A 21,781-nucleotide genomic window follows, 5' to 3' on the forward strand; every position below is an offset into this window, starting at 1 on the left:
ACCGGTGTGGAGATCACGGGAGAACGCATCGGCGTCATCGGCAGCGGGGTGGCCGGGCTGACCGCGGCATACCTGCTGCAACGCAAGTACGAAGTTCTGCTGTTCGAGGCCGACGACCGCCTGGGCGGGCACGCGCACACGCACGACGTGCCCAGCACCCACGGTGGCACCGTCGGCGTGGACTCCGGCTTCATCGTCCACAACGAGCGCACCTACCCGAACCTGCTGAAGCTGTTCGGCGAGCTGGGGGTGGCCACGCGCGACACCGAGATGTCGATGAGCATCCGCTGCGACGGGTGCGGCCTGCAGTACGCCGGCGCCAAGGGCGTGCGCGGCCTGTTCGCCCAGCGCGCCAACGCCGTCCGCGGCCGGTACCTGCGGATGCTGACCGAGGTGAAGCGGTTCCACCGGCACGCGAAGGGGCTGCTGGCGGCGACGGACGCCGGCGACGTCACGCTCGGCGCGTTCCTCGCCATCGGCGGCTACACCCGCTACTTCGTCGACCACTTCATGCTGCCGCTGGTGTCCACGGTGTGGTCGGCCGACCGCGCCGACACCCTGCGGTACCCCGCGCGGTACCTGTTCGAGTTCCTCCGCAACCACGGCATGCTCTCGGTGCAGGACTCGCCGGCCTGGCGGACCGTCGTGGGCGGCTCCCGCGAATACGTCGAGCTCGCCGCGAAGCAGCTGACGGCGGTGCACCTGTCGACGCCGGTGCGGTCGGTGCTGCGGACCGCCGGCGGCGTCGAGATCCGCGACGACGCCGACACGCCGCACCGCGTCGACAAGGTCGTCGTCGCCACGCACGCCGACCAGGCCCTGTCCCTGCTCGCCAACCCGACCGCCGCCGAGCGCGAGGTGCTCGGCGCGTTCCGCTACTCCGAGAACGAGGCCTGGCTGCACACCGACACGAGCGTGCTGCCCTCGCGGCCCGGCGCCCGGGCCGGCTGGAACTACCGCGCGCCCGCCTGCGGCGCGCCCACCGGCGCGGTCCAGGTCAGCTACGACATGAACCGCCTGATGCGCCTCGACGAGCCGACCGGCTACGTCGTCACGCTCAACCCCGGCAACGGCCCCGGCCGCGAGCACGTCGTCGCGCGGATGCGGTACGAGCACCCGGTCTACACGCCGGAATCCGTTGCCGCGCAACGACGGCTGGCCGGGCTCAACGACGGCGTGCTGGCGTACGCGGGCGCCTACCACGGCTGGGGCTTCCACGAGGACGGCTGCGCTTCGGGCGCCCGCGCCGCGGAAAGCCTGGGGGTGGCGTGGTGACGAACGCGCTCTACGACGCCACGGTCGCGCACGTGCGGCGGATCGACCCGCCGCACGCCTTCACCCACCGCGTGTACCTGTGGCGGGTGGACCTGGGCGACCTGCCGCGGCTGCCGTGGTGGCTGCGGCCGCTCGCGCGGTTCGACCGCCGGGACCACTTCGCGGCCGCGGATCCGCGCGGGATCCGGGAGAAGCTGGACGCCTGGCTCGCCGAGCGCGGGGTCGACCTGCGCGGCGGCCGGGTCGTGATGCTGGCCGCCGCCCGCGTGCTCGGGTACGCGTTCAACCCGATCAGCGTCTACTGGTGCCACGATCCGGACGGCCGGCTGCGGTGCGTCGTCGCCGAGGTGCACAACACCTACGGCGGCCGCCACGCCTACCTGCTGCACCCGGACGAGGCCGGCCGCGCCCGCGCGGCCAAGGAGTTCTACGTCTCGCCGTTCCAGGAGATGGACGGCGAGTACCGGATGCGCCTGCCGCGCCCGGAGGCGCTGCTCGACCTCACCGTGGCGTTGCGCCGCGGGACGGCCACGCCCCTGGTCGCTACGCTGCGGGGAGTTCGCCGCCCGGTGAACCCGCGGTGGCTGGCCCGGCTCGTGCTGGCCCGGCCGCTGCTCCCGCAGCGGGTGTCCGCGCTGATCCGCCGCCACGGCGTCGCGCTGTGGCTGCGGAAGGCCGCGGTCGTGCCGCGCACCCCGCAGAACGCCGGAGGACAGCTGCATGGATGAGCCGGCCCGCCCGCGCCGGATGGCGCCGGTGCCCGCCGAGGCCCCCGCCGGGCCGACGGCCGAGGAGCTCATGGTGCGCGTCGCCAAGGGTGACGAGCGGGCCTTCGAGCTGCTCTACGACCAGCTCGCCGGGCCGATCTTCGGGCTCGTCCGGCGGATCCTGCGGGACGCGGCCCAGTCCGAAGAGGTCGCGCAGGAGGTGCTCCTCGAGCTGTGGCGCACCGCGACCCGGTATGTGCCGGACAAGGGCTCGGCGCTGAACTGGGCGATGACGCTGGCGCACCGCCGCGCCGTCGACCGCGTCCGCTCCGCGCGCGCCGGCACCGAGCGAGAGCAGAAGGCGACCTTCGAAGCCGCCCGCGGCCGCCCGTTCGACGAGGTCGCGGAGTCCGTCACCGCGCGGCTCGAACGCTCCCAGGTGCGCCGGTGCCTGTCCTTCCTGACCGAACTGCAGCGCGAGTCCGTGCTGCTCGCCTACTACCAGGGCTATACGTATCGCGAGGTGGCCGAAGTGCTGTCGACGCCGCAAGGCACCGTCAAGACGCGGCTGCGGGACGGGTTGATCCGCCTGCGGGACTGCCTGGGGGTGACCGCTTGAGCACGCCGGAGATGCACACCCTGGCCGGCGCCTTCGCGCTCGACGCCGTCAACGACGTCGAGCGCGCGGAGTTCGCCCGCCACCTCGAGCAGTGCGACTCGTGCACGCAGGAGGTCGCCGAGCTGCGGGCGACGGCGGCCCGGCTGGGCGTGGCGATGGCCGAAGAGCCGCCGCCGGGGTTCAAGGACCGCGTCATGATCGCCATGCACGCCACCCGGCAGCTGCCGCCGCGCACCCGGCCCGGTGCGCCGGAGCGGCACCGCCGCTCGGTGCGGGCCCCGCGCTGGGCGGTCGTCGTGTCGGTCGCGGCGGCCGTCGTCGGGCTCGCCGCGGGCGGGGTGTTCGGCGGGATCGCGCTGACCCAGCAGCAGGAGCTGCAGGCCGCGCAGAGCCGCCTCGACCAGGCGAAACAGCAGTTCGCGCCGGTGGCGGCGCTGCTCGCGGCGCCGGACGCGAAGACCGCGCACGGCGAGGCACCCACCGGCGGCGGCGTCACGGTCGTCCTGTCGCGGTCGCTGAACCGGGTGATGGTGATGGACGCGGGCCTGCCGTCGCAGCCGGGCGGGAAGGTCTACGAAGCCTGGCTGATCACCGGCGCGGCCCCGCCGCGCCCGGCCGGGGTGATCGCGGCGGCGGACCAGGGCGGCCTGGTCGTGGCGGACGGCGTCGCCGGCGCCGACAAGGTGGCGGTGAGCGTGGAACCGGCCGGTGGATCGGCCACCGGAGCACCCACGGAAGTCCTCATGAGCATGCCCGTTCCGGCCTGATCCGGCGGCCATACCAGATCGGGCCGGGGCGGTTTCGGCGGCCCGTCGCTCTTGCGCGCTCGAACGTGTTGTGGCAAAACACCTTTGCGACACACGGCGTGCCTACTGGATTAGAGCCTGCCTGGTGCCTACCGTCCTGCCTAACGTCGGCGGTTGACATAACTCTCGATCTGGGGTTGAGGTTGAGGGTTGATCACCGGCGACGGGCTGTACGGGCACAACGATCAGGAAGGCGGACTTCGATGACGCCCCCGCACAACTACCTTGCGGTGATCAAGGTGGTCGGCATCGGCGGTGGCGGCGTGAACGCCGTGAACCGCATGATCGAGGTCGGCCTCAAGGGTGTCGAGTTCATCGCGGTGAACACCGACGCGCAAGCACTGCTCATGTCCGACGCCGACGTCAAGCTGGACATCGGCCGCGAGCTGACCCGCGGCCTCGGCGCGGGCGCCGCCCCCGAGGTCGGCCAGAAGGCCGCCGAAGACCACCGCGAAGAGATCGAAGAGGTCATCAAGGGCGCCGACATGGTGTTCGTGACGGCCGGCGAAGGCGGCGGCACCGGCACCGGTGGCGCCCCGGTCGTGGCGCAGATCGCCCGCAAGCTGGGCGCGCTGACCATCGGCGTCGTGACGCGCCCGTTCACCTTCGAGGGCAAGCGCCGCGGCAAGCAGGCCGAAGACGGCATCCAGTCGCTGCGCAACGAGTGCGACACGCTCATCGTGATCCCGAACGACCGGCTGCTGCAGCTCGGCGACATCGGCGTCTCGCTGATGGATGCGTTCCGCTCCGCGGACGAGGTGCTGCTCTCCGGTGTCCAGGGCATCACCGACCTGATCACCACGCCGGGCCTGATCAACCTCGACTTCGCCGACGTCAAGAGCGTCATGTCCGGCGCGGGCTCCGCCCTGATGGGTATAGGGAGCGCACGCGGTGAAGGCAGGGCCATCCAGGCCGCGGAGAAGGCGATCAACTCGCCGCTCCTCGAAGCCTCCATGGATGGTGCGCACGGCGCGCTGCTTTCGATCGCGGGTGGTTCGGATCTGGGCTTGTTCGAGATCAACGAGGCCGCGTCGCTGGTCCAGGAGTCCGCGCACCCGGACGCGAACATCATTTTCGGCACGATCATCGACGACTCCCTCGGCGACGAGGTCCGCGTCACGGTGATCGCCGCCGGGTTCGACGCCGGCGCGCCGACGCACAAGAAGCTGGACCCGTCGACGTTCGGTTCCGGCTCGCGCGCGTCGTCCACCGCGTCGGCCTCGGCCGGGCAGGTCTCGAACCCGTCGGGGCCGCCGTCCGGTGCCACCCCGGTGCCGTCCGCGGGCAGCTCCGGCTACCCGGTGGCGCCGCCGCGGTCGCACTCGCCGATGCCGTCGGCCACCGGCAACCAGCCGTCCGGCGGGCTCCCGCAGCCCGGCGGCGGTTCGCGCGGCTACTCGCCGCTCGGCTCCAACGCGACCCAGGGCAGCCTGCCCGGGCGCGCGATGCCGGTGCACGACGACCCGTCGGACGACGAGGTCGACGTGCCGCCGTTCATGCGGCGCTAGAGACACCACGCTGAAGGCCATCGCCCGCTGACTAGAGTCGGTGGGCGGTGGCCTTCATCGATGTCAGGAGGATGCGTGCGGGTTCGGCGAGTGGTCACGACCAGGGCGGGCGGCGCGTCCCGGCCGCCCTACGACACCTTCAACCTGGGTGACCACGTCGGCGACGACGAGGGTGACGTCTTCGCCAACCGCAAGCGCCTGGCCGCCGAGCTGGGCCTGGCCGAGGACAAGCTGGCCTGGATGGAGCAGGTCCACGGCCGCACGGCGACGATCGTGGACGGCTCGGAAACCGCCGCGGCGGAGGCGACCGACGCCCTGGTGACCGCGACGCCCGGGGTCGCGCTCGTGGTGCTGGTCGCCGACTGCGTCCCGATCCTGCTGGCCGACGCCGAGGCCGGCGTGGTCTCGGCGGTGCACGCGGGCCGGGTGGGCACGCGGGTCGGCGTCGTCCCGGCCGCGGTCGAGGCCATGCGGAAGGTGGGGGCCGAGCCGCACCGGATCGAGGCGCTGCTCGGCCCGGCCATCTGCGGCGACTGCTACGAGGTCCCCGCCGAAATGGCCGCCGACGTCGAGAAACACGTCCCCGGCAGCGCGTGCAAGACCCGCCAGGGCACCCCCGGCCTCGACCTGCGCGCCGGGCTCTGGCGGCAGCTGGCGGACCTCGGCGTCGGCAAGATCGGTGTCGACCCGCGCTGCACGAACGAGGACAAGACGCTGTTCAGCTACCGGCGCGACGGGACGACCGGGCGGATCGCCGGCATCACCTGGGTCGAGGCATGACCTCCCGGAAGGCCGAGCTGGCCGAGAACCTGGCCGAGGTCGAAGCGCGGATCGCCGCCGCTTGCCGCGCGGCCGGGCGCCCGCGGGACGAGGTCAAGCTGATCGCGATCACGAAGACCTTCCCCGCGTCCGACGTCGCGCTGCTGGCCGAGCTCGGCGTCACCGACGTCGGCGAAAACCGCGACCAGGAGGCCGGGCCGAAAGCCGCCGAGGTCGCCGAGCTGCTCCCCGGATCGGCACTGCGGTGGCACATGGTGGGCCGGCTGCAGCGGAACAAGGCGCGGTCCGTGGTCGGGTGGGCCCAGCAGGTGCAGTCCGTCGATTCCGCGCGGCTCGCCGACGCGCTCGCCAAGGCGGTGCACACCGAGCGTTACAGCGGTAAACGTGAGGAACCCCTCGACGTGCTGATCCAGGCCAGCCTCGACGACGACCCGGAACGCGGCGGCTGCCCGCTCACCGAGCTGGCCGCGCTCGCCGAGCGCATCGCGCAGTCCGGAGAGCTGCGGCTTCGTGGCCTGATGGCCGTCGCGCCGCTGGGTGCGGACCCGGCCGCCGCCTTCGACCGGCTCGCTCGCGCGGGGGAGGCCCTCCGAAAAGATCACCCGAATGCCGCAGAAGTCTCCGCCGGGATGAGCCATGATCTCGAGCAGGCGATCACGCACGGCTCGACCTCTGTGCGTGTCGGAACCGCGTTGCTCGGTGGACGCGGTTTAGCCTCGCCGTAGGGAGCTCGCGCGGTCGTCACGTTTCGTGGCCGCCCGTGCGGGGCACTGACGGTGTGGAGATCGAGTCAGTGCGGGAGCGGCTAGGGCTAGGGAGAGGCATGAGCGCGCTGCAGAAGCTGAAGGCCTACTTCGGGATGGTGCCCGCTGACGACGACGGCTATGACGTCGAAGACGACTATCGACGCGGTTACGCGGACGACGACTACGACTCCTACGAGGAGCCGGCGCCGCGGCCGTCCCGTGCACGGTACCGCGACGTCGACGACACGTACGACGAGCCTGTCAGCCGCAGCCGGTCACGCTCCGTGCCCAGCTCCGAGCCCGCTGTCCACGGCGCGCTCGCCATGGACCGGCAGCCGGAACCCGTGGCCCGGCTTCGACCGGTCACCGAGCCGGTCGTGCGCCAGCCGGTGCGTGATCCGTTGAGCCGCATCACCACACTGCACCCGACCAGTTACGCGGAGGCGCGGGCGATCGGGGAGCACTACCGCGAGGGCATCCCGGTGATCATGAACCTCACCGAGATGGAGAACGCGGACGCCAAGCGGCTCGTCGACTTCGCCGCCGGGCTGGCGTTCGCGCTCCGGGGGTCGATGGACAAGGTGACCAACAAGGTGTTCCTTCTCTCACCGCCCGATGTGGACGTCACCGCGGAAGACCGCCGGCGGATTGCCGAGGGCGGATTGTTTTTGCGGGGCTGAAGTCGCCGGGACCGCTGAGCGCAAGCAGACGTGACTTTGCCGACCCGGGGCGAGGTCGCCCCCCTCAACTGCGTCTTCGGAGAGGACGCCCGGTTAGAGTAGGTACGTGGAAGCTGTGTGGCTGGTCGTCTGGTACGTGCTGTTCGCCTTTTGGCTGCTGCTGACGGCGCGGATCGTGGTCGAACTCGTCCGGACCTTCGCGCGTGAGTGGCATCCGGCCGGAGGGGTTGCGGTCACGCTCGAGACCATCTACACAGTGACGGACCCGCCGGTCCGGTTGTTCAGACGGATCATTCCGATGGTTCGGATCGGCGGCGTCGGACTGGACTTGTCGATTATGGTGCTGCTGTTGGTTGTGTTCTTCGCGATGCAACTGGCGACTCCAAGTTGATCGGGGAAACTTGGGTGGACCCTGCAGGCCATGGAGTGCGTGAGGTGATCTGATGTCGTTGACCCCCGCTGACGTGCATAACGTTGCGTTCAGCAAGCCGCCCATCGGCAAGAGGGGCTACAACGAGGACGAGGTGGACGCGTTCCTCGACCTGGTGGAGACCGAGCTGGCCCGCTTGATCGAAGACAACAACGAGCTGCGCCAGCAGATGGAGCAGCTCGACGCCGAGCTCGAGTCGACTCGGAGCGAGCTCGACAGCGCCAAATCCGCCCAGCCGCCGATGCGTGAAGAGCCGTCGCGCCGGCTGGCGCCGGTGCCGCCGCCGCAGTCCGCCATGGAGCAGACCCAGGCGCACTCGACGCACTCGATGGTCGGCGACAGCACGGAGCCGAACGTGCAGGCGGCCAAGGTCCTGGGCCTCGCCCAGGAGATGGCCGACCGGCTGACCGCCGAGGCGAAGACCGAGTCCGACGGGATGCTGGCCGAGGCCCGCACCAAGTCCGAGCAGCTGCTTTCGGACGCCCGGGCGAAGTCCGACTCGATGGTCAACGAGGCCCGCACCCGCGTCGACACGATGCTGAACGACGCGCGGACCCGTGCCGAAACCCTGGAGCGCCAGGCGCGCGACAAGGCGACCACGCTGGAGCGCGAGTCCCAGCGGAAGTACACCGAGACGATGAACAGCCTGAACTCCGAGAAGAGCGGGCTGGGCAAGAAGATCGAAGAGCTCCGCACGATCGAGCGGGAGTACCGCACGAGGCTGCGCGGGTTCCTCGAGTCCCAGCTGCGCGAGCTCGACGACCGCGGTTCCGCGGCGCCCGCGTCGGCGTCGTCGAACTCCGGGCAGTCGTCCGGTTCGACGAGCGGCGGCCAGGGTTACTCCTTCGGCCCGCGGGCCGAGGCCGGCTGAGTTTCCGTTCCGCGTCCACCCCGCCGGCACCTGGCGGTGGGGTGGACCACGGTTCGGAGTCGATCCGGTACCACACGTGGGCGGGTCGTGGACCGCTCCCGGGTGGTTCGTGCTGTAATTCAGCGTGCTTTACATCGTGCTGGTCCTGGTACTGGCGGCTCTGGGGTTGCTCGTCACCGCGCTGATCACGGCTTCTTCGCTGTGGGCGTGGGTTTCCATCGGCCTGTCCGTGCTGGCCGGGCTGCTCCTGGTCGCCGACTGGCTGCGCCGCCGTCGCCGGTCTGCCGCGCCGTCGGCTCCGGCTGCTCCGGCCGTTTCCCCGCCGGAGCCCGAGCCGTCCGAGGCGCCTGAGGCGCCTGAGTCTTCTGAGGCGCCTGAGTCGCCTGCCGAGGAAGAACAGACCACCCTGATCCCGGCGGCCGGCGACCTGGGTGACCCGGCCGACACACCCGACCCCGAGCCGGCCCCGGAGGCCGACGCTTCAGCCGAGGCCGAAACGAAGCCCGATTCCGACCCGGGAGTGGAAGAGACCCCGGAGGCCGACGTCGCGGTCCTGGCCGACCTCGAGGACGAGGTCGTGGTGGTCGACGAGCACCCCCGCTACCACCTGCGCACCTGCCCCTGGCTCGGCACCCGCGACACGATCCCGATCGGCGTGGGCGAGGCCCGCCAGCTCGGCTTCACCCCCTGCGACCGCTGCCACCCCGACGCCACCCTGGTAGCCGCTCACCGCTGACCCGTGTCGTCCCCCCAATCACGCGTGTCGACCCTGCAATCACGCGTGATGTCTCTCTGATCACGCGGGAGCTCGTACGGAACGGACGACACGCGTGTCTGGAGAGCCGACACGCGTGATTAAAGGGACGACACGGCGTCAGGCGGCGAGGTCGGCCAGGTTCAGGTGGGCTTGCAGCGCCTGCGCGCCTTCCGGGGTCAGGCGCAGCGCGCGGTGGGCCTGGGTTCGCCGCCGGACCCAGCCCGCGTCGAGGAACCGGGTCGCCACCGCCGCACCCAGCGCGCCCGCCAGGTGGTGCCGCTGCTCGCTCCAGTCGAGGCAGAACTTCAGCAGCGGACGCCGTCCGGCGGCGACGGCCGCCAGGTCCACGCCCAGCGAGCCGAGCACCGGAGCGGCCGCCGGACCCAGCGTGTACGGGTGTTCGCGCAACGGAGCCGAAATCCGGTCACCCGGTCGCCGTCGCGTGTCGGACGCCCCGGCCAGCGCGCCACGCGCCAGCAACGCCGACGTCACCGCCACCCCGAGCCGGCCCGCGAGGTGGTCGTAGCACGTCCGGGCCGTCCGCAACGCCTCCGCGCGCGTCCCCTCGCGCAACGACGTCACCGGCTGGGACGGCGAACACCGCGCCAGCGTCTCCAGCAGCTCCGCGGTGTCCGGGCCGGCCAGCCGGTAGAACCGGTGCCGTCCCGACTTCTCAGCGACGACCAGGCCCGCCGCCCGCAGCTTCGCCAGGTGCGCGCTGACGCCCGGCGCGGACAGCCGCGCTTCGGCGGCCAGCACGGACGCCGCCAGCGCGCGGCCGTCGGCGAGCGCGAGCAGCACGCGGACCCGGGCCGGGTCCGCGAACAGCGCGGCCGTGCGCGCGATGTCGGCGTCGCCCTCCACGTCTCCCAGGATGCCCCCGCGACGCTTCCACCCAAACGGAAGTGTCCGCGCGGTCCACTGGGGACATGCTCCTGTTCACCATGTGCGCCGGGATGTTCCTCGTCCAGCTGGACGTCACGGTCGTCAACGTCGCCCTCCCCGCCATCGGCACCGGCCTGCACGCCGGCCTCACGGCGCAGCAGTGGGTGGTCGACGGCTACGCGGTGGTCCTGGCCGCCTTCCTGCTCACCGGCGGCGCGCTCGGCGACGTCTTCGGTCACCGCCGGGTCGTCCTCGCGGGCTTCGCACTGTTCGGCACGGCGTCGGCCGCGTGCGGGCTCGCCGGGTCGGCGCCGTGGCTCGTCGCCGCCCGCGCCGGCCAGGGCCTGGGCGCGGCGTTGCTGCTGCCCGGCACGCTCGCCGTGATCACGAGGGCCTACCCCGGACGCGCCGAGCGGGCACGGGCCCTCGGCATCTGGGCCGGCGTGTCGGCGCTGGCCCTGGCGGCGGGCCCGGTGCTCGGCGGCGCGGTCGTCTCGGCGGCGGGCTGGCGGCCGGTGTTCTGGCTCAACGTCCCCGTCGTGCTGGCGGCCGTCTTCGCGACGCGGCGGCTCGTCCCGCGCGGCGAGCGCCGGTGCGGACGGCGGATCGACGTCGCCGGCGTCGCCACGGCGGTGCCGGCCCTCGGCGCCGGGGTGTACGCGGTCATCGACGAGAACGTCGTGGCCGGGATCGTGGCGGCCGGCGCGCTCGTGGCGTTCGCGGTCGTGGAGAGCCGGGTCGCGGATCCCATGCTGCCCCCGGACGTCCTCCGCCGGATGCTCGGCCCGAACTTCGTCGCGGCGGCGATGAACTTCACCGGCATCGGCGCGATCCTCGTCCTGACGCTGTACCTGCAGGGCGTCCGGCACGCGGGACCGCTCGAAGCCGGGCTCGAGGTGCTGCCGCTGTTCGGCCCGCTCTCGCTGCTGGCCCCGGTCGCGGGCCGGCTGACCGGCCGCTTCGGGCCGCGGCCGCTCACGGTGGCCGGCCTGGCGCTCGGCGCGCTCGGCATGCTGAACCTGCTGCTGCTCAACGAAACCAGCGGATACGCGGCCCTGCTGCCGACGCTGCTCGGCCTCGGCGTCGGGATGGGCCTGCTGACGACGGCGGTGGTGACGGCCGCGGTCGGCGGCATCCCGCCGGAGCGCGCCGGCGTGGCCAGCGGCGTCAACAACACCGCCCGCCAGGCCGGTGGCGCGCTCGGGGTGGCGGTGCTCGGCACCGTCGCGGGCGAGCCCGGCGGTGAGTTCCTCGCCGGGCTGCACGAGGCCGGGCTGATCGCCGCGGTGTCGTGGCTGGTCGCGATCGGTGTGACGCTCACCGGGGTACGTGCCCCTCGTGACAACCCGGTTGCGCGGGCCGGTTAACCTGGTAGGCAACACGGCGTCGATCCGGCCATCACCGGGGAGCCTCCGGAAGAACCGAGCGCGAGCTCTCAGTAGAACCGGACGGGTTCGGCCCGTGACAGCCGTCGAAACGAGTGGCCCGTGAGAACGGGCAAGCGGGGTGGTACCGCGGAACGCCGAGGCGTCTCGTCCCCGTGTGGGTGACCGGTGCAAGAGCCGGTCGTCCGTACGCGAGCGACGAACCGAGGAGCACCCGGATGTACCCCCAGGCCCAGCTTGGCGACGGCGCAGGAGTCCCGTCGCAGCCGTCGTTCCCCGCACTGGAGAAGCATGTCCTCGCCTATTGGGAGAGCGACCGGACCTTCCAGGCGACGATCGACGCGCGCCCGGCCGGCGAAAAGGGCGAAAACGAGTACGTCTTCTACGACGGCCCGCCCTTCGCCAACGGCCTGCCGCACTACGGCCACCTGCTCACCGGGTACGTCAAGGACCTGGTGCCGCGCTACCAGACGATGAAGGGCCGCAAGGTCGAGCGCCGTTTCGGCTGGGACACCCACGGCCTGCCCGCCGAGCTCGAAGCGATGCGCCAGCTCGGCATCACCGAGACGTCCGAGATCGAAGAGATGGGCATCGCGAAGTTCAACGCGGCTTCGCAGGAGTCCGTCCTCCGCTACACCGACGAGTGGCGCGAGTACGTCACCCGCCAGGCCCGCTGGGTCGACTTCGACAACGACTACAAGACCCTCGACGTCACCTACATGGAGTCGGTGCTCTGGGCGTTCAAACGCCTGTGGGACAAGGGACTCGTCTACGAGGGCTACCGCGTCCTGCCGTACTGCTGGCGTGACGCGACGCCGCTGTCCAACCACGAGCTGGGCATGGACGCCGACGTCTACCGCAACCGCCAGGACCCGGCCGTCACGGTCGGTTTCCGCCTGGAGGGCAACGGCAGCGACCTCGACGGCACCTACCTGCTGATCTGGACGACGACGCCGTGGACGCTGCCGTCGAACCTCGCGACCGCGGTGCACCCCGAGGTGGACTACGTCGTCGTCGAGAGCGAAAGCCTGCCCGGCAAGCGATTCCTGCTCGCCGAAGCGCGCGTCGCCGCGTACGCACGTGAACTCGGCGAAGAGCCGACGGTGGTGGCCCGCTACACCGGCACGCAGCTGCTCGGAACCCGTTACGCACCACCGTTCCCGTACTTCACCGGCACGGAAAACGCCCACCAGGTGCTGGCCGCCGACTACGTCACCACCGACGACGGCACCGGGATCGTCCACATCGCCCCGGCCTACGGCGCCGACGACAAGGTCGTCACCGACGCCGCCGGCATCCCGCCGGTCACGCCGGTCGACGCGCACGGCAAGTTCGACGCGACCGTCCCGGACTACGAGGGCCAGCAGGTCTTCGACGCCAACCCGAACATCGTGCGGGACCTCAAGAACGGCACGGGCGCCGCCGCGCAGCAGGGCGCTTTGCTGCTGCGGCACGAAACCTACGACCACTCCTACCCGCACTGCTGGCGCTGCCGGAACCCGCTGATCTACCGCGCGGTCTCGTCGTGGTTCGTCGCGGTGACGCAGTTCAAGGACCGGATGGTCGAGCTCAACCAGCAGATCACCTGGTACCCGGAGAACGTCAAGGACGGCCAGTTCGGGAAGTGGCTGGAGAACGCCATCGACTGGTCGATCTCCCGCAACCGGTACTTCGGCACGCCGATCCCGGTGTGGCAGTCCGACGACCCGGCCTACCCGCGCACCGACGTCTACGGCTCGCTCGACGAGCTGGAGGCGGACTTCGGCGTGCGGCTGGACAACCTGCACCGGCCCTACATCGACGAACTGACCCGGCCGAACCCGGACGACCCGACCGGCAAGTCCACGATGCGCCGCGTCCCGGACGTCCTCGACGTCTGGTTCGACTCGGGCTCGATGCCGTACGCCCAGGTGCACTACCCGTTCGAGAACGCCGAGTGGTTCGAGCACCACTACCCGAGCGACTTCATCGTCGAGTACATCGGGCAGACCCGCGGCTGGTTCTACCTGCTGCACGTGCTGGCGACGGCGCTGTTCGACCGCCCGGCGTTCCGCACGTGCGTGTCGCACGGAATCGTGCTGGGCTCCGACGGCGCGAAGATGTCGAAGTCGCTGCGCAACTACCCGGACGTCAACGAGGTCTTCGAGCGCGACGGCTCCGACGCCATGCGCTGGTACCTGATGGCGAGCCCGATCCTGCGCGGCGGCAACCTCGTCGTCACCGACAAGGGCATCCGCGACGCCGTCCGCCAGGCCGTGCTGCCGCTGTGGAACTCGTACTACTTCCTCGCGCTGTACGCGAACGCCGAAGGCGTGGAAGGCCGGTGGCGCACGGATTCGCCGAACGTGCTCGACCGGTACGTGCTGGCGAAGACGCACGAGCTGGTCACCGACGTCGAGTACGCGATGGACAACTACGACGTCGCGGGCGCGTGCCAGACCGTCCGGGACTTCCTCGAGGTCCTGACGAACTGGTACGTGCGCCGCTCGCGCGACCGCTTTTGGGCCGGTGACCAGGACGCGATCGACACGCTGCACACCGTGCTGGAGGTGACTTCGCGGGTCGCGGCGCCGCTGCTGCCGCTGACCACCGAGGTCGTCTGGCGCGGGCTCACCGGCGGCCGGTCGGTGCACCTGACCGACTGGCCGAACGCGAACGACCTGCCCGCGGACGCGGCGCTGGTGACGGCGATGGACCGGGTGCGGCAGGTGGCGTCGTCGGCGCTGTCGCTGCGGAAGGCGAACAAGCTGCGCGTGCGGCTGCCGCTGTCGTCGCTGGTCGTGGCGGCCGCCGACGCCGATTCGATGGCGCCGTTCGCCGACATCCTGCGCGACGAGGTGAACGTGAAGGCGGTCGAGCTGACCACCGACGTCGCCGCGCACGGCGGGTTCGAGGTCGCGGTGAACGCCCGTGCCGCCGGCCCGCGCCTGGGCAAGGACGTCCAGACGGTGATCAAGGCCGTCAAGGCGGGGGACTGGTCGTTCCAGGGCGGCGCCGTGGTCGCGGCCGGGATCGCCCTGCAGGAGGGCGAGTTCGAGCGCCGGCTGGTCGCCAAGGGCGGCGGCGCGGCGGCGGAGCTGCCGGGCGGGTCCGGGCTGGTCCTGATCGACACCGAGGTGACGCCGGAGCTGGCGGCCGAGGGCCTGGTCCGCGACCTGGTCCGGGTCGTGCAGCAGGCCCGCCGGGACGCCGGGCTCGACGTCGCCGACCGGATCGCGCTCACGATTGATTCAGTGCCTGACGTCGTCGAGGCGGCGCGGCGGCACGAGGAGTTCCTCGCCTCGGAGACGCTGGCGACGTCGGTGACCCACGGCCCGGTCGCCGAGGGCTTCGCCGGCACGGTCGGCGACGGCACGAAGGTCACCGTGGCGGTGGCGAAAGCATGATTGCCGCGGGTGGCCGGTAGGGTGCAGACTCGACCTGCCACCCCGGATCCGGGGCGGCACCTTGGGGGAGGGGTACGTCGAAGGTGAATCCTGGTAAGAGACGCGGCATCCTGATCGGTGGCGCACTGCTGGTCGTCGTGGTTCTGGTGGCCGCGTTCTTCGTGCTGAACAGCGGGGGTTCGACGCCGGAGGCCGCCACCGGCGCGACCACGGTGGAGAGCCCGGGCGCGCTCGACCCGAACTCGGCGATCACCGAGTACCTGCAGGACTTTTCCGGGAACAACCCCGACGCGGCGGGCCGGCTGACCGACGACAACGCGGCCGCCGCGGTGGCCCTGCGGGCCACGCGGAACACGCTGAACCCGGCGTCGGTGACCGCCAAGCTGACCGCCCTGCAGCCGGCCCCGGCCGGCGCGAAGCAGGCGGACGGCACGTTCAGCGTGTCGTGGACGTTGAAGCCGGGCCAGGTCTGGACCTACGACGTGCCGTTCCAGCTCGTGCAGGGTGGCGGGAAGTGGCTGGTCCACTGGGCGCCGTCGCTGCTGCACCCGAAGCTGGAGGCGGGCCAGCGGCTGGTGATCAGTACCGCCGTGCAGGACACCGTCGCGGTCGCCGACCGCGACGGCAAGCCGCTGGTCGTCAGCGGGTCCGGCGGCCTGCGCCCGGTGGACGGCAACCCGGCGCCGCTGCTGCGCTCGGCGCTGCTCGCGCAGGTCACCGCCGCGGCGGGCGGGGGTTTCGCCGTCGAACGCGTCGATGCCGGCGGCAAGAGCGTCGAGCGGCTGTTCGGGAAGGTGTCGGACGCGGGGGCGAAGCCGCTCGTGACGAGCCTGAGCCTGGCCGCGCAGAACGCCGCCCAGGCCGCGGTGGACGGCTACCGGGGGTCGGCGATGCTCGTCGCCATGGACACGGGGTCGGGCGACATCCTCGCCGTCGCGCAGAACGCCGCGGCCGGGAACTCGCCGAAGGCGCTCAACGGCCTGTACGAGCCGGGGTCGTCGTTCAAGATCGCGACGTCGGTGGCGGCGGTCCAGCAGAGCGGGCTCAACGCGACGTCGCCGGTCGACTGCCCGGGCGTCGCGACGATCGGCACGCGGACGGTCAAGAACGAGGGCTTCGAGCTCGGCGCGACCAACCTGCAGACGGCGTTCGCGCGCTCCTGCAACACGACGTTCGGGCAGCTGGCGCTCGGCCTGCCCGCGGACGGGCTGAAGAAGGCGGCCGACGAACTGGGCCTCAACGCCGACTACGAGATTCCCGGGCTCAAGACGGAGCTGGGGAAGGTCGAGCCCGCGGCGAGCAAGGACGAGCAGGTCGAGGACGGGTTCGGCCAGGGCCGCATCCAGGCCAGCGCCCTCGGCGGCACGCTGATGGCCGCCACGGTCGCCTCCGGCAAGGCGATCACGCCGCGGCTGTGGCACGACGTCGACACCAAGGTGGTCAAGGGCTACTCGCCGCCGCCGGCGTCGGTGCTCGGCGAGGTGCGGAAGATGATGCGCGCGGTGGTGACCAGCGGCACCGGCCGCGCCGCCGCGGGGGCGGGCACCGTCTTCGGCAAGACCGGCACCGCCCAGTTCGGCGACGGCAAGCAGGCCACGGGCTGGTTCGTGGGCTACCGCGGAAGCGTGGCCTTCGCGGTGGTCCTGGAGGACTCGAACGACTCGGGCCCGGCCGTCCAGGTCGCCGCCACCTTCCTCAAACCCCTCTGACCTCCGGACCCAGCCGGACGACACGCGTACCCACACGGCCGACACGCGTACCTGGATGGACGACACGCGAGGCGAGCGGCCGGCGCCCGTGTCGTCCGGCTGAGTACGCGTGTCGTCCGCCGGGGTACGCGTGTCGTCCGTCGGGGTACGACGGTTCGGCCGCGGCCGACGGGTCGCGGCCGTAGCGTGGGGGCATGGAGACGATCGCGCTGGCCGAGGTGGCCGCGGTGCTCGCCGACCCGAGCCGGGCCACCATGTGCCTCGTGCTGCTGGACGGGCGGGCCTGGACCGTCGGCGAGCTCGCGAAGGCGGCCGGGATCGCCCTCTCGACGGCGAGTGAGCACGTCACCCGGCTGGCCGGCGCCGGCTTCGTCGTCCGGGTCAAGCAGGGGCGGGCCAGCTACATCCGGATCGCCGATCCGCGCGTGGCCGAGCTGATCGAGCACCTGGCTCAGCACGCAGTGACATCCGGGGCTTCGCCCCGGGCCGGGGGCTCTGCCACCCGGAGCCCCCGAAAAACTTCCGAGCACCGGCCGGTGACCGGCCTGAAGTCGTCGCTGCGGGCGCGGCGGCTCGGGTTCGCGCGAACCTGCTACGACCACCTCGCCGGCGAGCTCGGCGTGGCGCTGCGCGAAGGCATGCTCGCCACCGGCCTGGTCGACACCGCCGACGGCCTGGCCCTGACCCCGCGCGGGCGGGCGGTGCTGGCGGACCTCGGCGTGCCGGTCGCCGCCGGGCGGCGGCCGCTGCTGCGTGACTGTCTGGATTGGACGGAGCGCCGCGACCACCTCGCCGGGGCCCTGCCCGCGGCGCTGCTCGACCGGGCCGTCGACGCCGGCTGGGTGGCCCAGGACGGCCACCGCGCGGTCAAGGTGCTGCCGCCGGCGAGGGAGCCGTTCGCCGCTCTCGGTGTCGATCTCGACGCGCTCGGTGGTGTCGCGGCGCCTTAACACACCGGGTGTCCGGCGCCGGGCAGCGGTACACGAACGAGTTAACCCCCGCGCTTCACTATTCTGAGGGCCCCACGGCACTCGGGAGGAGGCGGGCATGGACCAGCTTCCCGTGCTGCTCGGCGTCGGCGGCGTCGTGCTCCTCGCCTCCGTGCTGGCCGTGCGGGTGTCGATCCGGCTCGGCCTGCCCTCGCTGCTGCTGTACCTGGGGATCGGCGTCCTGCTGGGCGAAGCCGGCTTCGGCGTCCGGTTCGACAACCCCGGGCTCACCCAATCACTCGGCCTCGCCGCGCTCGTGATGATCCTCGCCGAAGGCGGGCTGACCACCCGGTGGTCGGCGGTGAAACCCGCACTGGGCCGGGGAATCGCACTGTCCACAGTGTCCGTGGTGGTGAGTATCGCGGTCACCGGCGCGGCGCTGCACTGGCTGCTGGGCCTGGAGTGGCGGCTGGCGCTGCTGTGGGGTGCGGTGCTCGCTTCGACCGACGCGGCCGCGGTGTTTTCGGTGCTGCGCACGGCCGGGATCGGCAAGCGGCTCACCGGCGCGCTCGAACTCGAGTCGGGCATCAACGACGCGCCGGCCTACATCGCCGTCGTGGTGCTGGCCGAAGGCACCACTGTGGACTGGACGCTGCCGCTGCTGGTGGTCTACGAGCTGACGGCGGGCCTGGTCATCGGGCTGGCCTTCGGCTGGCTCGGCGGCTTCGCGCTGCGCCGGGCCGCGCTGCCGGCGACCGGCCTGTACCCGCTCGCCACGGTCGCGGTGTGCGTCGTCGCGTACTCGTCCGGGCAGCTGCTGCACGCGTCCGGGCTGCTCGCCACCTACGTGGCCGCGCTGGTCCTCGGGAATTCGCGGCTGCCGCACCGCTCGGACACGCTGTCGTTCGCCGAGGGGCTGGGCTGGCTGGCGCAGATCGGGCTGTTCGTGCTGCTCGGGCTGTTCGCGTCGCCGGGCCGGCTGCTCGACGCGATCGTGCCGGGCCTGGTCGCGGGCGCGGTCGTGCTGCTGCTGGCGCGGCCGGTTTCGGTCCTCCTGGCGATGCTGCCGTTCCGGCTGCCGTGGCGGGAACAGGCGTTCCTGTCGTGGGCCGGGCTGCGCGGCGCCGTGCCGATCGTGCTCGCCATGATCCCGCTGTCGCAGGGCCTGCCGGGCGCGCAGCGGCTGGTCGACGCGGTGTTCGTGCTGGTGGTGGTCCTGACGCTGGTGCAGGGGGCGACGCTCGGCCCGCTCGCGCGCCGGCTCGGGCTGGCCAAGAAGTCCGAGCCGCACGAGATCGAGGTCGACTCCGCGCCGCTGGACGAGCTGGGGGCCGAACTGCTGCAGGTCCGCATCCAGCCCGGCTCGAAGATGCACGGCGTCTACCTGTCCGAGCTGCGGCTGCCCATCGGCGCGACGATCAGCCTGGTCGTGCGCGGCGGCACGGGTTTCACGCCGCAGAAGACCAGCCGGCTGCAGGAGCACGACCAGCTGCTGGTCGTCACGACGAGCGCCGTCCGCGACGCGGCCGAACGCCGGCTGCGCGCCGTCGACCGGGCCGGGCGCCTGGCTCGCTGGAAGGGCGAATCCGGCCGCTGACGGAAATTCACGAACCGTCTTCCCTGTAGTCCCTCTTTTGGCTTAAGGTCCGCTCGATCGAGTGAACTTTGGCGCCAGAGGAGTCATGCGGTGAACCTTTCCGTGCGGGCGGCGAGCTTGGCCGCCGCGGTCGTTTCGGCCGTGGGCCTCCTCGCGCCTCCGGCGTCCGCCGAAGCTTTTCCGCCGCTCGCCTTGCCGTTCGAGGCGGGCCAGCAGGTCTATTCGGCGGGCATCCACTCCGACGACGGCGGCACCGGCGTGCGGAACGCCATCGACTTCAGCCCCGCCGACGGCACGGTCCGCGCGTCCCTGGCCGGCACGGTCCACCTCCAGCACTGCGCGGGCGGCGACTGGGTGACGATCGATCACCCCGGCGGCCGGCGGACCGGCTACTACCACCTGGAGGGCATCCGGGTCACTGAGGGTGAGCAGGTCGAAGCCGGCACGGTGCTGGGTTCGACCGGCAACGCCCTCCCGTGCGGCGGCAGCAGCACGGGCGCGCACGTGCACTTCACGCTCTGGACCCTCCCGAACGCGGCGGCGGGCGACTGGGACGGAGTGGCGTTCGCCCGCATTTCGACAACGCTCGCGACGGCCCTGGGCGAGCCGATCAACGGCAAGACCCTCGGCGGCTGGAGGTTCACGGAGGGGGCGGAGCAGTACTCGGGCACCGCGACGCACCTCGCGGACGAAGCGGTGATCCAGCTGCCGGGCCGCTTCCGCGCGAGTCCCTGACGCCGCCGAGCGCGCACAGCGGGGTGCTCTCGGCTGTGCGCCATTGCGCCTCGCTGACCGGCCGCCCCGCCCACCGCTCCGCCGCCCGTCGCTGCTCGTCGGCCCGCCCGCAGCCTCGCCGCTGTTCGCCGCCTTGCCGCCCCGTCGGCCGGCCGGCCCGCCCGCCGGCCCGCCGCCCGGCGGGGCGGGGCAGGCGCAGCCCGCCGCGCCCGCTTGCGCCCGTCGCCTCGCCGGTCCGCCCCGCTGCCCGTTGCCCCGTCGCCTCGCCAGTCCGCCCGCCCCGCTGGTCGCCGCCTCGCTGGTCCGTCCCGTCCCGTCCGCCGTCCCGCCCGCCGCCGGAGTTGCCGCGTGTCGCTGCGTGTCTCTGTGCGCTCTGCCGCGCCGGTGGTCACCGTCTGTGAGCGGTGTCTCAGAATGTGGGGCGGGGGTTGGCCACCGGCCGCGTTCTCGGTTACCTTCTGGCTCAGGTCATGAGTGCCAGCGCGAAGCCCCGGCTTGCTGGCCGGCAACCCTCCTACCGCGGTGGGGTGCCCCGGGTGAAGACCGGGCCGGTCGCGCCGTGCGACGGGCAAGCGCGGGCCCCTCGCCGGGGTCCCCCGGATCGCCGAGGAGGCACCCCGATGACTCTCGCCATCGACCGCACCCCGCTCGAAAGCCGCGAAACCGCCGCAACTCCCGAAACCGCCGCCATTCCCGCCGTCGCCGGAGCGGCGCTGCGGGTGCCGCTGGTGACCGGCGGGGACATCGGCTACGCCAACCTCGACCACGCCGCGAGCGCCCCGTGCCTCGATGCCGTCCGCCAGGCCGTCGACGAGTTCCTGCCCTGGTACGCCAGCGTGCACCGCGGGGCCGGCTTCGCGTCGCAGGTCTCCACCAAGCTCTACGAGCGCACCCGGGACACCCTGCGCCGCTTCGTCGACGCTCGGCGGACCGACACCGTCGTCTTCACCCGCAACACCACCGACTCCTTCAACCTGCTCGCCCGCAGCCTGCCGCGGCACACCACGGTGATCGTCTTCGACACCGAGCACCACGCCGCGCTGCTGCCTTGGCCGGGGCCGAACGTCCGGCGGATCCCGACCCCGCGCACCCGCCTCGCCGCGGTGTCCGCTGTGGACGAAGCGCTCGCGGACGCACCGCAGGGACCGCGGCTGGTCGTCGTCACCGGAGCGTCCAATGTGACCGGTGAGCTGCTCCCGGTGGCGGAAATCGCCGCCGTGGCGCGGAAACACGGCGCCCGCATCGCGCTCGACGCCGCCCAGCTCGCCCCGCACCGCCGGGTCTCGCTCAGGGAACTGGACGTCGACTACGTCGCTTTGTCCGGCCACAAGCTGTACGCGCCCTTCGGCGCGGGCGCGCTGATCGGCCGCGCCGACTGGCTGCGCGCCGCCCGGCCGTACCTCGCCGGCGGCGGCGCGACCAAGCTCGTCACCGAAGACGCCGTCGTCTGGAACACCGGTCCGGAGCGCCACGAAGCCGGTTCGCCCAACACCGTCGGCGTGTACGCGCTCGGCGTCGCGTGCGAGACCCTGAGCCGGAACTGGGACGCCGTCGAGGCGCACGAACAGGCCCTGCTCACCCGGCTGCGCAAGGGACTCGGCAGCGTCCCCGGCTGCGCCGAGCTGCGGTTGTTCGACGCGCCGGTCGACCGGGTCGGCACGGTCAGTTTCGTCGTCGACGGCTTCGACCCCGGCTGGCTCGCCGCGGTGCTGTCCGCCGAGTACGGCATCGGCGTCCGCGACGGCGCCTTCTGCGCCCACATCGCGGCCAAGCGGCTGATCGGCGTCACCGGCGGCGACGGGCAGCAGGCCGTCCGCGTCAGCCTCGGCCTCGGCAGCACGGAGGAACACGTCGACCGCGTGCTCCTGGCGCTGCGGCAGATCGTCGCTCGCGGAGCACGCTGGGAATACGCGAAGGTGGACGGCCGCTGGGCGCCGGTGGGCGACCCGCGGGAGCTGCCGCCGTTCTGCTGAGCG

General features: G+C 72.3%; 19 protein-coding genes and 1 riboswitch. Of the genes, 18 read left to right on the top strand and 1 reads right to left on the bottom strand.

Features of this window, described 5'->3' with window-relative positions; translation table 11 throughout:
* The first annotated feature begins 6 nt into the window (after positions 1-6).
* From QRY02_RS04415 to QRY02_RS04465, 11 genes are all read left to right on the top strand, one after another.
* A complete protein-coding gene (locus QRY02_RS04415) occupies positions 7-1,275 on the top strand; it encodes an NAD(P)/FAD-dependent oxidoreductase (protein ID WP_285990203.1) in 1,269 nt (422 codons plus the stop codon).
* Complete coding sequence (locus tag QRY02_RS04420) at positions 1,269-2,003, top strand: DUF1365 domain-containing protein (RefSeq protein WP_285990204.1); 735 nt, start codon at positions 1,269-1,271, stop codon at positions 2,001-2,003. Before QRY02_RS04415 ends, QRY02_RS04420 begins: the two co-directional genes overlap by 7 nt.
* Positions 1,996-2,601, top strand: a complete 606-nt coding sequence (sigK, locus tag QRY02_RS04425; RefSeq protein WP_285990205.1) for an ECF RNA polymerase sigma factor SigK — start codon at positions 1,996-1,998, stop codon at positions 2,599-2,601. Before QRY02_RS04420 ends, sigK begins: the two co-directional genes overlap by 8 nt.
* Complete coding sequence (locus QRY02_RS04430; RefSeq protein ID WP_285990206.1) at positions 2,598-3,368, top strand: anti-sigma factor; 771 nt, start codon at positions 2,598-2,600, stop codon at positions 3,366-3,368. The genes sigK and QRY02_RS04430 overlap by 4 nt, the downstream gene beginning before the upstream one ends.
* 242 nt (positions 3,369-3,610) lie before the next feature.
* Positions 3,611-4,915 carry a cell division protein FtsZ gene (gene ftsZ, locus QRY02_RS04435; protein ID WP_285990207.1) on the top strand — a complete coding sequence of 435 codons (1,305 nt, stop codon included), beginning with the start codon at positions 3,611-3,613 and terminating at the stop codon, positions 4,913-4,915.
* Positions 4,916-4,990: 75 nt separating this feature from the next.
* Positions 4,991-5,695, top strand: coding sequence for a peptidoglycan editing factor PgeF (gene pgeF / locus QRY02_RS04440; protein WP_285990208.1), 705 nt, complete (start codon positions 4,991-4,993; stop codon positions 5,693-5,695).
* Positions 5,692-6,420 (top strand): YggS family pyridoxal phosphate-dependent enzyme, encoded by a 729-nt coding sequence (locus QRY02_RS04445; protein WP_285990209.1) that lies wholly within the window; start codon positions 5,692-5,694, stop codon positions 6,418-6,420. The genes pgeF and QRY02_RS04445 overlap by 4 nt, the downstream gene beginning before the upstream one ends.
* Positions 6,421-6,518: 98 nt before the next feature.
* Entirely contained in the window at positions 6,519-7,121 is a 603-nt protein-coding gene (locus tag QRY02_RS04450; protein WP_285990210.1) for a cell division protein SepF, read from the top strand.
* A 115-nt stretch (positions 7,122-7,236) separates the two neighbouring features.
* Positions 7,237-7,512 carry a YggT family protein gene (locus tag QRY02_RS04455; protein ID WP_013224824.1) on the top strand — a complete coding sequence of 92 codons (276 nt, stop codon included), beginning with the start codon at positions 7,237-7,239 and terminating at the stop codon, positions 7,510-7,512.
* 52 nt (positions 7,513-7,564) lie between these two features.
* Positions 7,565-8,422, top strand: coding sequence for a DivIVA-like cell division protein Wag31 (gene wag31, locus QRY02_RS04460; protein ID WP_285990211.1), 858 nt, complete (start codon positions 7,565-7,567; stop codon positions 8,420-8,422).
* Between the two features lie 124 nt (positions 8,423-8,546).
* Positions 8,547-9,158 (top strand): hypothetical protein, encoded by a 612-nt coding sequence (locus tag QRY02_RS04465; protein ID WP_285990212.1) that lies wholly within the window; start codon positions 8,547-8,549, stop codon positions 9,156-9,158.
* Between the two features lie 138 nt (positions 9,159-9,296).
* Here the strand turns inward: QRY02_RS04465 and QRY02_RS04470 are convergent, their stop codons facing one another.
* Complete coding sequence (locus tag QRY02_RS04470; protein ID WP_285990213.1) at positions 9,297-10,043, bottom strand: ArsR/SmtB family transcription factor; 747 nt, start codon at positions 10,041-10,043, stop codon at positions 9,297-9,299.
* A gap of 65 nt (positions 10,044-10,108) precedes the next feature.
* Between QRY02_RS04470 and QRY02_RS04475 the strand changes: the two genes are divergently transcribed.
* From QRY02_RS04475 to QRY02_RS04505, 7 genes are all read left to right on the top strand, one after another.
* A complete protein-coding gene (locus QRY02_RS04475; protein WP_285990214.1) occupies positions 10,109-11,431 on the top strand; it encodes an MFS transporter in 1,323 nt (440 codons plus the stop codon).
* 236 nt (positions 11,432-11,667) lie between these two features.
* Positions 11,668-14,835 (top strand): isoleucine--tRNA ligase, encoded by a 3,168-nt coding sequence (gene ileS, locus QRY02_RS04480; RefSeq protein WP_285990215.1) that lies wholly within the window; start codon positions 11,668-11,670, stop codon positions 14,833-14,835.
* A gap of 83 nt (positions 14,836-14,918) precedes the next feature.
* Positions 14,919-16,544, top strand: coding sequence for a penicillin-binding transpeptidase domain-containing protein (locus QRY02_RS04485; protein WP_285990216.1), 1,626 nt, complete (start codon positions 14,919-14,921; stop codon positions 16,542-16,544).
* A 194-nt stretch (positions 16,545-16,738) separates the two neighbouring features.
* Complete coding sequence (locus QRY02_RS04490; RefSeq protein WP_285990217.1) at positions 16,739-17,494, top strand: ArsR/SmtB family transcription factor; 756 nt, start codon at positions 16,739-16,741, stop codon at positions 17,492-17,494.
* A gap of 97 nt (positions 17,495-17,591) precedes the next feature.
* Complete coding sequence (locus QRY02_RS04495) at positions 17,592-19,070, top strand: potassium/proton antiporter (protein ID WP_285990218.1); 1,479 nt, start codon at positions 17,592-17,594, stop codon at positions 19,068-19,070.
* Positions 19,071-19,160: 90 nt separating this feature from the next.
* Positions 19,161-19,805, top strand: coding sequence for a M23 family metallopeptidase (locus QRY02_RS04500; protein WP_285990219.1), 645 nt, complete (start codon positions 19,161-19,163; stop codon positions 19,803-19,805).
* A 466-nt stretch (positions 19,806-20,271) separates the two neighbouring features.
* A riboswitch (SAM riboswitch) is annotated at positions 20,272-20,386 on the top strand.
* Between the two features lie 39 nt (positions 20,387-20,425).
* The gene (locus tag QRY02_RS04505) at positions 20,426-21,778 is read left to right on the top strand and encodes an aminotransferase class V-fold PLP-dependent enzyme (protein ID WP_285990220.1); all 1,353 of its coding nucleotides are present in this window, start codon (positions 20,426-20,428) and stop codon (positions 21,776-21,778) included.
* The last annotated feature ends 3 nt before the right edge of the window (positions 21,779-21,781 follow it).

It is taken from the genome of Amycolatopsis sp. DG1A-15b (assembly GCF_030285645.1).
Classification (GTDB): domain Bacteria; phylum Actinomycetota; class Actinomycetes; order Mycobacteriales; family Pseudonocardiaceae; genus Amycolatopsis.

Excerpts from the sequence above, each read along its gene's own strand:
- sigK (WP_285990205.1), top strand. The coding sequence starts at position 1,996 with ATGGATGAGCCGGCCCGCCCGCGCCGGATGGCGCCGGTGCCCGCCGAG.
- ftsZ (WP_285990207.1), top strand. The coding sequence starts at position 3,611 with ATGACGCCCCCGCACAACTACCTTGCGGTGATCAAGGTGGTCGGCATC.
- QRY02_RS04445 (WP_285990209.1), top strand. The coding sequence starts at position 5,692 with ATGACCTCCCGGAAGGCCGAGCTGGCCGAGAACCTGGCCGAGGTCGAA.
- QRY02_RS04450 (WP_285990210.1), top strand. The coding sequence starts at position 6,519 with ATGAGCGCGCTGCAGAAGCTGAAGGCCTACTTCGGGATGGTGCCCGCT.
- wag31 (WP_285990211.1), top strand. The coding sequence starts at position 7,565 with ATGTCGTTGACCCCCGCTGACGTGCATAACGTTGCGTTCAGCAAGCCG.
- QRY02_RS04475 (WP_285990214.1), top strand. The coding sequence starts at position 10,109 with ATGCTCCTGTTCACCATGTGCGCCGGGATGTTCCTCGTCCAGCTGGAC.
- ileS (WP_285990215.1), top strand. The coding sequence starts at position 11,668 with ATGTACCCCCAGGCCCAGCTTGGCGACGGCGCAGGAGTCCCGTCGCAG.
- QRY02_RS04490 (WP_285990217.1), top strand. The coding sequence starts at position 16,739 with ATGGAGACGATCGCGCTGGCCGAGGTGGCCGCGGTGCTCGCCGACCCG.
- QRY02_RS04495 (WP_285990218.1), top strand. The coding sequence starts at position 17,592 with ATGGACCAGCTTCCCGTGCTGCTCGGCGTCGGCGGCGTCGTGCTCCTC.
- QRY02_RS04505 (WP_285990220.1), top strand. The coding sequence starts at position 20,426 with ATGACTCTCGCCATCGACCGCACCCCGCTCGAAAGCCGCGAAACCGCC.